Raw genomic sequence first — 8,873 nt, forward strand, 5'->3', positions numbered from 1 at the left:
TTGTTAAAAACTTCTTAATTACGGTATCATATTGTGTGCAATTATTCATAAATTATTGTATTATTTTTATCAAAACTACAAAATAATTTCAATTATTAATGTTTTTTTATCAAACTAATAATATTTAGTACTTTTGGATTATAAATTATTTTTATCATGAAAAACTTCTTCTATACTTTCTTTATAATTGCTATTTCTTGCTCAAGTAACAAGCCCACTTATGAAGATGAAATAAAATTAGTACAATACGAATTAAATACAGAGTATGCCAATGCTTCAACATCACCTTTAACTGAAGAAGGCTTAAAAATATTTAAATCATTAGACTTTTTTAAAATTGATAAAAATTATAGCGTTGAAGCTAGTCTTGAACTTACGCCAAATACTCCTATTTTTGAAATGCAAACAACTACAGATCGTTTGCCTTTATATAGAAAATATGGAATTGCACATTTCACTCTTCATGGCAAAAAATTTGAGTTAAGTGTTTACCAAAGTCAAGACTTAATGACAAATGTAGAATATGAAGATTATTTATTTTTACCGTTTAATGATAAAACAAGTGGAAATTTAAGTTATGGTGGTGGAAGATTTTTAGATTTAAAACTTCCATCTGAAGGAAGTAAAACTATAATAATAGATTTTAATAAAGCTTACAATCCATATTGCGCCTACAATCATAAATATTCTTGTCCAATTCCACCTTCTGAAAATACATTACCTATTGAAATTTTGGCAGGCGTAAAAGCTTACGGTAAATATCATTAAAAAGCCCATTCAAAAAAATCAGAATAGACCAAAACTTGAGGTTATTCAATACCTATTTTAAGGTTTTATAGAGAAATTAAAAACACCTAATAAGCATCTTCATCTGGATTAAAAAATGCTGATGTAACAACTCCTAAACTAAATGAATCTGTCAATTTTATAGGTGATAATTAGTGTTGATTTAAACGAAAATCCGGATAAGCATCCATACCGTGCTCATGAATATCTAAACCTTCCTGTTCTTCTTCTTCAGAAACTCTTATACCAACTGTCACTTTTAATGTTTTAATAATTGCATAAGAAGTAATTAAACAAAATACACCTACTGAAACAACACCAATTGCTTGATGACCTAGCTGTTCCCAACCTGATAAATCACCAAAAATACCAACAGCCAATGTTCCCCAAATTCCACAAATTAAGTGAACTGCAATTGCTCCAACAGGGTCGTCTAATTTTAATTTATCAATTAATGCAACGCCTAAAACAATTAAGGCTCCTGCAATAAATCCAATAATAATTGAATCTGTTACGGTCATAACATCTGCTCCTGCTGTAATTCCAACTAAACCACCCAATACCCCATTTAAAAACATTGATAAATCATACTGTTTATATCTAAACAATGATACTAAAAATGCAGACAATCCTCCAGAAGCTGCTGCCAAACAAGTAGTAACCAAAACCAATGATGTTTTTGCAGGGTCAGCAGAAAGAACAGAACCACCATTAAAACCAAACCAACCCAGCCATAAAATAAAAACACCTGCAGTTGCAAAAGGCATATTATGACCCGGTATTACACCAATAGAGCCATCTTTTTTAAATTTACCAATTCTTGCACCCAATAACCAAACTGCAACTAATGCTGCCCAACCACCTACTGAATGTACTAAAGTTGATCCTGCAAAATCATAAAACCCTAATTCATCTAGCCAACCTGTTCCCCATTTCCAAGAGCCTGTAATTGGATATACTATTCCAACATAAATAATTGTAAAAATCATAAAGGAGCCTAACTTAACTCTTTCAGCAACAGCTCCAGAAACTATAGTTGCCGCTGTAGCGGCAAACATACCTTGAAATAAAAAGTCTGTCCAATAGGTATAACCTCCATTGGCATATTCAGCTGTTAAGCCATTTTCTGGCATTGTTAACCCAAATAAATCAATAAAATAATCAGGAATTACTCCAGCAATAAATGACACTGGATACATTAAGTTGAAACCAACTAATGCGTATAATATCATTCCTATTGAAATAATAAATACGTTTTTAAATAATATGTTGATGGTGTTTTTTTGTCTTGTTAATCCAATTTCTAACAATGAGAATCCTAAATGCATTAAAAATACCAAAGCGGTACAAATCATCATCCATACATTGTTTACAGTAAATAATGTGCTTTCCATAATATAATAAGTTCGTAGTTGTGTTTTAATTTAATGAGTCTGCTCCTTTTTCTTTTGTTCTAATTCTGTAAGATTCAATAACATCTGATACAAATATTTTACCATCTCCAACAGTTCCTGTAAAAGCAGCCTTTAGTAAGGCATCAACGGTAATTTCTAAAAATGGATCCGTTACTACAATAGATAAAAATCTACGCTGTATATCTGAAGTACTATAGCTTACACCTCTATAAACATGTCCTTGTTTTTCATTTCCAACACCAGTGACATCCCAGTAACTAAAAAAATTGACTTCAATTTGATGCAATGCTTCTTTAACTTCATCAAATTTTGATTTTCTAATAATTGCTTCAATTTTTTTCATAATTAAATGATTTTTATAATTAATTTCCGCTCAAAAGTATCTATAAAATATCACACCCCCTAAAAATAAGGGGGTGTATCTTGTATATTTATTAATATTTTTATTTTTGCCCTATTTTTTTATAGGTAATATAATTTTTTATTGCATTTGTTATGAATCAACCCCATGATATTTAGGGATGGATCTCCTTAATTAAAGAAAATTAAGAATCGTACCCTTAAATTTTAAGGGTAGAATTTATTGATTACACATTTGAAGATAAAAAGGATTACTTCCTTTGTAAATTTAAGAAATTAACTATACTAATTTTGAAAGATATAAACCTAGAAAAACAGCAGTAAAACCGAGAAATAAAGACAATAAAGTATAAGGTAAATAACTAAAGTAATCCCCGTTTTTTAGATATAAATGATTTTCATAAGCAAACGTAGAAAAAGTAGTAAAACCACCACAAAAACCTGTAGCTAATAATAATGTTTGATTTTCAGATACATTTGCAGTTCTACCCAAATAACCCAATATTAGTCCAATTAACAAACTTCCTAGGACATTAGACAACATGGTGCCATAAGGAATAGCATTCTCAAAATTGTTTAACCATTTACCCACATAGTACCTACCAACACTACCGAACCCACCACCTACAAATACTAATAATGCTTGTTTCATATATTATAATTTTACAGAATCAGTATCTACCCAACTCCACTTTCCAGTAATCGTACCATTTTGTAGTGTTAAAATTCCTGGATTTGCCCTAATAATTGTTTTTAATGTAGTTCCATCACAAAACAACATTTCAACATTTAATTTAAATTTATTTTTTATAGCGTCATATTCTTCATTCGTTGAAGAAGTTAGCGTATAAACAGTATATCCTTTTTTAATTGCAATATCCGTAACGGTTTTTATATTAGAAAACCCTTGTAAATCGGTTTTACTTAAATTATAAGCAACAACTAACAATACATTATCTTCAGCTAATACAACTTCAGTTAAATTATTTCCTTCAGCAGTTTCTAAATAGAAATCATGTATTGGAGGTTCTTCATCTCCAACATACTCCATTCCTTCAGAAATATTTTTACCAATTGCATACGATCTAAAATCTATAATTGGTAAATGAACTAATACATGATAGGTTATGAACAGAAAAATAAAAAACGATAAAAATGAGATCCATTTTGCAATATTCTTACTCACTAGCGGTTTTATGTATTGTGATTTTAAAACTAACAACAAAATTAAAGCAACTAAAACAATATTTTTATAAAACGTTCCCCAAGAACTTAATTTCAAAGCATCACCAAAACAACCACAATCTGTTACTTTATTGTAATACGCTGAATACCAAGTAAGAAAAAGAAATACTACAATAATACCCAACAAACTCCAAACTGTAAGTTTTGGTAAATATCCCATAAGCAACATAACACCTAACATGATTTCAGCAAGGATTAATACTATTGAAAATAGTAATGCATACGGAATTAAAAATTCCAAATTCAACACATCATACCCAAAATATTCTTCAAATTTATATGCTGAACCTAGCGGATCAACTAGTTTAACAAATCCAGAAAAAATAAACGTAGCAGCTACAAAAAGTCTTGAGATATGAACTAATATTTTCATTTTATTTGGTGGCATGAATATGAATTAAAGCAAATACCGCATAATTTACCATATCTTGATAATTAGCATCTATTCCTTCAGAAACTAACGTTTTTCCTTTATTATCTTCAATTTGTTTTACCCTTAACAGTTTTTGTAAAATTAAATCGGTTAATGAACTTACACGCATATCCCGCCAAGCTTCACCATAATCATGGTTTTTATCTTCCATTAATTGCTTGGTAATTGTCACGTGTTTATCATACAATTTTATAGCTTCTTCAGTTTCTAAATCAGGCTGTTCTACAATTCCTTTTTCTAACTGAATTAAAGCCATAATTGAATAGTTAATAATTCCTATAAATTCAGAAACTTCACCTTCGTCAACTTTTCGAGTCGTATTTTGTTGCAACTGACGAATACGCTGTGCTTTGATAAAAATTTGATCGGTTAACGATGGCAAACGCAAAATTCGCCAAGCACTTCCATAATCTTTTAACTTATTAATATATAATGAACGACATTTTTCAATTACGTCGTTATATTGTTTTGAAGTTTGTTGCATGTAACTTTAAATATTTCCGTAAATTTCGAACAAATTTAACGAATTAAAAAATCAATTATCCATTTATGAAGAAAGTTGCTGTTTTTTGTGGCTCAAGCCTAGGTTTCAATGAAGTTTATAAAAATGACGCTATTAAATTGGCCAATCATTTTGCTAAAAATAATATTGGGTTAGTTTATGGCGGAGGAAAAATTGGTATGATGGGAGTTTTAGCCGACACTATTATTGAACAAAAAGGAGAAGTTATTGGTGTAATTCCAGGTTTATTACGTCACGAAGAAGTGGTACACACTGAAATTACAGAAATGTTTGTCACCAAAACTATGAGCGAGAGAAAGGTAAAAATTAGCAAATTGGTTGATGGTTATATTGCATTACCTGGTGGTTTTGGTACTTTAGACGAAATTTTTGAAGCTTTAACCTTAGGACAACTTGGTATTGAACAAAAACCTGTAGGAATTTTAAATACCAACGGATTTTTTAATCATTTAATTAAACAGTTAGAGGTCATGGTTACTGAAGGATACCTAAAACAATCTAACAAAGAAATGTTAATAGTTAGTGAGTCTATTGATGATTTAATTTCAAAAATGTTTAATTATGAAGCTCCAGAAATGACCAAAGTAATTAACAAAGTGGTTAGATAATGAAAAGTATCAATTGTAAGGGGACATTAATAGATTTAGCATCACCAAAAGTGATGGGAATTTTAAATATTACGCCTGATTCTTTTTTTGATGGCGGAAAATACAACAATCCCACAGTTATAATTAATCACATTGAAAAAATGTTAAGCGAAGGTGCAACATTTGTTGATGTTGGTGCTTATTCATCTCGTCCTGGTGCTAAACACATTTCAGAAGATGAAGAATTAGCACGTATTACTCCTGTAATAAAACTATTGATTAAAGAATTTCCAAATCTGCTAATTTCAGTGGATACATTTAGAAGTTTAATTGCAGAACAATGTATTCATCTTGGAGCTTGCATGATTAATGATATTTCAGCTGGAAATATGGATACTAATATGTTTACTACAGTTGCTAAATTACAAGTTCCGTATATTATGATGCATATGCAAGGCACACCACAAACTATGCAAAATAAGCCAACGTATTCTAATATTATTCAAGAACTATTGTATTATTTTTCAAAAAAAATTGATGAATTACGCTCTTTAGGAGTCAATGATATTATTACTGATGTAGGTTTTGGTTTTGGAAAAACATTAGAACAAAATTATGAATTACTAAAACAACTAGAACTCTTTAAAAACTTTGAAGTTCCAACCTTAGTTGGCCTATCAAGAAAATCGATGTTATTTAAACCTTTAGAAATTAATCAGAATAAAGCCCTAAATGCCACAACTTCAGCAAATACTATTGCACTTTTAAACGGTGCCAGTCTGTTAAGAGTTCATGATGTAAAAGAAGCTATGGAAACCATAAAAATTGTTGAATTATTAAATAAAATTTAATGCGAAAATTATTAGTACTTGTTTTAGTTTCCTTTTCAATTCTTAGTTGTTCAAAACGAGAAATAAAAATTCCAATGCTAGCTGAACAAGGAATTCAGGAAATTCATAATCACTCTCAAGTTTGGATATTTTTAGAGATTAAAAATAATGACACTATTGCCAATGTTAATAGAAAAAATACCATTAGCACCACACATTGGATATATAATATTGATAAACATTTACCATTAAAAGTAATTATTCCTTCCATCATAAAATTGCAATATAAACACAAAAAATCGTTTCATTCAGAAGATGGAATGCATGACTATTTTAGCTATTCAGATACCAATTCAAAAAAACTTTCATTTTTAAAATTTGATGCTGTTATCTATAAAACTGATAGCCTTTTATCAAAATCTTATATTAAAATAAATAGGGAAGTTTATAAAAATTACAACAATATAAACTTAACTTTTAATCCAAATAACGTTTGGCTAAATGATGCCAAAATGGAAAATGACGAATTTAAAACTACACTTCTCGAGTTTATTGAATTTTCTTCTGAAGGAAAACAAACAATGCTACACTTAAACTTTAATAACAAATTATCTTATCAAGATTATTTATATTATAAAACAATGCTTCATAACTTTAATAATGCGGCTATTTTAACTAATCACCTCGAATTTATTTTTGACCAAAATAAAGTGCCAGATTGTGGTTGTGAATAACTACATAAAATGCAATCTTTTTCCTATTTTTACAAAAACAACTTAAATGCTCGACTTTATAGACTTTTCTTTTTTAGATATTTTAGACATTGTTTTAGTAGCTATTTTATTGTACTACGTTTATAAATTATTAAAAGGAACTGTTGCTATTAATATTTTTATTGGAATTGCATTGGTTATTCTTATTTGGAAAATTACCCAAGCACTGCGAATGGAAATGCTTAGCGGCTTGTTAGGAACTTTAATTAGTTTGGGTGCCATTGCCATTCTTATTGTTTTTCAGCCCGAAGTAAGAAAATTTTTATTAATGTTAGGTTCCACAAATTTCACCAACAAGCGAAATTTTTTAAAGCAACTTAATTTTTTAAATACTGAAATACAAACTACTACAGATGTAGAATCTATTGTTTATGCATGTGAGTCTATGGCTACTACTAAAACTGGTGTACTCATTGTTTTGGAACGAACACATAATTTAGATTTCCTAAAATCTACAGGAGACAAAATGAATATTGAAATTAATCAGCCTATATTAAAAAGTATCTTCTATAAAAACAGTCCATTACACGATGGTGCTATCATTATTAATGAAAACTTTATTATTGCTACACGTATTATTTTACCACTTTCTAAAAAAAGTTTACCATTGCGTTTTGGGTTAAGACATAGAGCTGCTATTGGAATTACTGAAAAAACGGATGCACTTTGTTTAATTGTTTCAGAGGAAACTGGAGAAATATCTTATGCTAAAGATGGAGAATTTGTGCTATTTAAAAATAATAACGAATTAATTGAAACAATTCGCTACGATTTAAATTAAGCAACTTTACTTGCAAATTGCATATTGTGCCTTTACTATTTACAGCGTTTTTTAAAAAAAATGGAAGTTAAATACCAAACTTAAAATTTGACACTTAACTGCCATTTTTTTTATACTGTGTTATCTTTAGTTTTTTATAATTTCAGGTAAATTTTCAGTACTTTCATCAATCAGAAGACTATTATTATACCAAGCTTGAGTTAGCACTAAAGAATTTCCATTTGCTACAGAATTACTTTTAATAGTATCTGTATCTGTTTCATTCCATTCAATATAAGTAACGACATTTTCTAACTCAGGGTTATAAACATGAACATTAATGCGGTACTTATCATCTCCAGAATCTTTAGGTGAAGTAATACTGAAACCTCTAGGATTAGTTGCGTTTGCATAGTATGCTTCAACAACTTCACCATCAATAAGGTTGTATGTTTTTATATTCTCTTCTAAATAAGCTCCAGTATTGTTTGGGTTTAATAAATCAATCCCACTTGTTGAAGAAACTCTAAATTGAACACCTCTAGCATAATTATAAAAAGAGTTATTACCCTGGTTATCATCATTTGAATTACACGAAAATACTAGAATAGATACAAGTAATAAAAAAATTAAATTTTTCATAATTTTGGTTTTTAAGGTTTAATTCTGTAAATACACTTTCGACTATATTGAAAATTAGGGTTTTCAACATTTCCATTTTGAAGTGTTATTAATACTCCATTTACCCAAATATTATTTTTGTAAAACCAACCATTACCTCTTTTTGCCAACCCCAATTCATATACAACCATTCATAAGTATTTTCTTGTTTCGTATATTCATTTTGTGTGCCTTCATTATAAATATATACATCATATTGTTGTTTATAGCCATCACAAACCCAAGCGTGTCCATCATGAAAGGTTGTGTATTCCCAAAACCAAGTACCATGAGTTTCATAAGTATGTGAACCTCTCATATATACTGGACGATTGTACATTTTTATTTCTTGTTTTACAGTATTAAAGTTGTAATCAGAATATGTTGCAGTAGAAGAATATCCATAATTATTTACTAGAACATTTCTTGCGTCTGCAGAAATTGAGCTAGAACCACCAGGCGAATACTGCATATTAACATTTTCTGGTAAGCCTATATCAA

The 8,873-nt window shown here is 29.3% G+C and carries 12 protein-coding genes; 5 read left to right on the forward strand and 7 right to left on the reverse strand.

What is annotated here, in order from left to right; translation table 11 throughout:
* The first annotated feature begins 156 nt into the window (after positions 1 to 156).
* Entirely contained in the window at positions 157 to 768 is a 612-nt protein-coding gene (locus QM495_RS07155; RefSeq protein WP_408671427.1) for a DUF1684 domain-containing protein, read from the forward strand.
* A gap of 170 nt (positions 769 to 938) precedes the next feature.
* Here the strand turns inward: QM495_RS07155 and QM495_RS07160 are convergent, their stop codons facing one another.
* From QM495_RS07160 to QM495_RS07180, 5 genes are all read right to left on the reverse strand, one after another.
* A complete protein-coding gene (locus tag QM495_RS07160; RefSeq protein ID WP_408671428.1) occupies positions 939 to 2,180 on the reverse strand; it encodes an ammonium transporter in 1,242 nt (413 codons plus the stop codon).
* Between the two features lie 25 nt (positions 2,181 to 2,205).
* A complete protein-coding gene (locus QM495_RS07165) occupies positions 2,206 to 2,544 on the reverse strand; it encodes a P-II family nitrogen regulator (protein WP_408671429.1) in 339 nt (112 codons plus the stop codon).
* A gap of 297 nt (positions 2,545 to 2,841) precedes the next feature.
* A complete protein-coding gene (gene crcB / locus QM495_RS07170) occupies positions 2,842 to 3,213 on the reverse strand; it encodes a fluoride efflux transporter CrcB (RefSeq protein ID WP_408671430.1) in 372 nt (123 codons plus the stop codon).
* Positions 3,214 to 3,216: 3 nt separating this feature from the next.
* Positions 3,217 to 4,179, reverse strand: coding sequence for a BT_3928 family protein (locus tag QM495_RS07175; RefSeq protein ID WP_408671431.1), 963 nt, complete (start codon positions 4,177 to 4,179; stop codon positions 3,217 to 3,219).
* Position 4,180: 1 nt separating this feature from the next.
* The gene (locus QM495_RS07180) at positions 4,181 to 4,723 is read right to left on the reverse strand and encodes a DUF1599 domain-containing protein (RefSeq protein WP_408671432.1); all 543 of its coding nucleotides are present in this window, start codon (positions 4,721 to 4,723) and stop codon (positions 4,181 to 4,183) included.
* 65 nt (positions 4,724 to 4,788) lie between these two features.
* On the opposite strand from QM495_RS07180, the gene QM495_RS07185 reads away from it, so the two are divergent.
* The 4 genes from QM495_RS07185 to cdaA are packed head-to-tail and all read left to right on the forward strand — an operon-like array spanning position 4,789 to position 7,733.
* Entirely contained in the window at positions 4,789 to 5,370 is a 582-nt protein-coding gene (locus QM495_RS07185) for a TIGR00730 family Rossman fold protein (RefSeq protein WP_408671433.1), read from the forward strand.
* Positions 5,370 to 6,200, forward strand: a complete 831-nt coding sequence (folP, locus tag QM495_RS07190) for a dihydropteroate synthase (RefSeq protein ID WP_408671434.1) — start codon at positions 5,370 to 5,372, stop codon at positions 6,198 to 6,200. Before QM495_RS07185 ends, folP begins: the two co-directional genes overlap by 1 nt.
* Positions 6,200 to 6,913, forward strand: coding sequence for a hypothetical protein (locus tag QM495_RS07195; protein WP_408671435.1), 714 nt, complete (start codon positions 6,200 to 6,202; stop codon positions 6,911 to 6,913). Before folP ends, QM495_RS07195 begins: the two co-directional genes overlap by 1 nt.
* Before the next feature lie 46 nt (positions 6,914 to 6,959).
* Positions 6,960 to 7,733, forward strand: a complete 774-nt coding sequence (gene cdaA, locus QM495_RS07200) for a diadenylate cyclase CdaA (RefSeq protein ID WP_408671436.1) — start codon at positions 6,960 to 6,962, stop codon at positions 7,731 to 7,733.
* 126 nt (positions 7,734 to 7,859) lie between these two features.
* On the opposite strand, the gene QM495_RS07205 is transcribed toward cdaA, so the two are convergent.
* Both QM495_RS07205 and QM495_RS07210 read right to left on the reverse strand, forming a co-directional pair.
* Entirely contained in the window at positions 7,860 to 8,354 is a 495-nt protein-coding gene (locus QM495_RS07205) for a hypothetical protein (RefSeq protein ID WP_408671437.1), read from the reverse strand.
* A 100-nt stretch (positions 8,355 to 8,454) separates the two neighbouring features.
* Positions 8,455 to 8,873, reverse strand: a 419-nt coding sequence (locus tag QM495_RS07210; protein WP_408671438.1) for a C10 family peptidase, incomplete at its 5' end; no start/stop codon positions are given.

The sequence above is a fragment of the Lutibacter sp. genome (genome assembly GCF_046055765.1).
In the GTDB taxonomy this organism is placed as follows: domain Bacteria; phylum Bacteroidota; class Bacteroidia; order Flavobacteriales; family Flavobacteriaceae; genus Lutibacter.

What these genes read in the sequence shown, in the direction of transcription:
- QM495_RS07155 (WP_408671427.1), top strand. Translation starts at nt 157, where the DNA reads ATGAAAAACTTCTTCTATACTTTCTTTATAATTGCTATTTCTTGCTCA.
- QM495_RS07160 (WP_408671428.1), bottom strand. Translation starts at nt 2,180, where the DNA reads ATGGAAAGCACATTATTTACTGTAAACAATGTATGGATGATGATTTGT.
- QM495_RS07165 (WP_408671429.1), bottom strand. Translation starts at nt 2,544, where the DNA reads ATGAAAAAAATTGAAGCAATTATTAGAAAATCAAAATTTGATGAAGTT.
- crcB (WP_408671430.1), bottom strand. Translation starts at nt 3,213, where the DNA reads ATGAAACAAGCATTATTAGTATTTGTAGGTGGTGGGTTCGGTAGTGTT.
- QM495_RS07175 (WP_408671431.1), bottom strand. Translation starts at nt 4,179, where the DNA reads ATGAAAATATTAGTTCATATCTCAAGACTTTTTGTAGCTGCTACGTTT.
- QM495_RS07180 (WP_408671432.1), bottom strand. Translation starts at nt 4,723, where the DNA reads ATGCAACAAACTTCAAAACAATATAACGACGTAATTGAAAAATGTCGT.
- QM495_RS07185 (WP_408671433.1), top strand. Translation starts at nt 4,789, where the DNA reads ATGAAGAAAGTTGCTGTTTTTTGTGGCTCAAGCCTAGGTTTCAATGAA.
- folP (WP_408671434.1), top strand. Translation starts at nt 5,370, where the DNA reads ATGAAAAGTATCAATTGTAAGGGGACATTAATAGATTTAGCATCACCA.
- QM495_RS07195 (WP_408671435.1), top strand. Translation starts at nt 6,200, where the DNA reads ATGCGAAAATTATTAGTACTTGTTTTAGTTTCCTTTTCAATTCTTAGT.
- cdaA (WP_408671436.1), top strand. Translation starts at nt 6,960, where the DNA reads ATGCTCGACTTTATAGACTTTTCTTTTTTAGATATTTTAGACATTGTT.
- QM495_RS07205 (WP_408671437.1), bottom strand. Translation starts at nt 8,354, where the DNA reads ATGAAAAATTTAATTTTTTTATTACTTGTATCTATTCTAGTATTTTCG.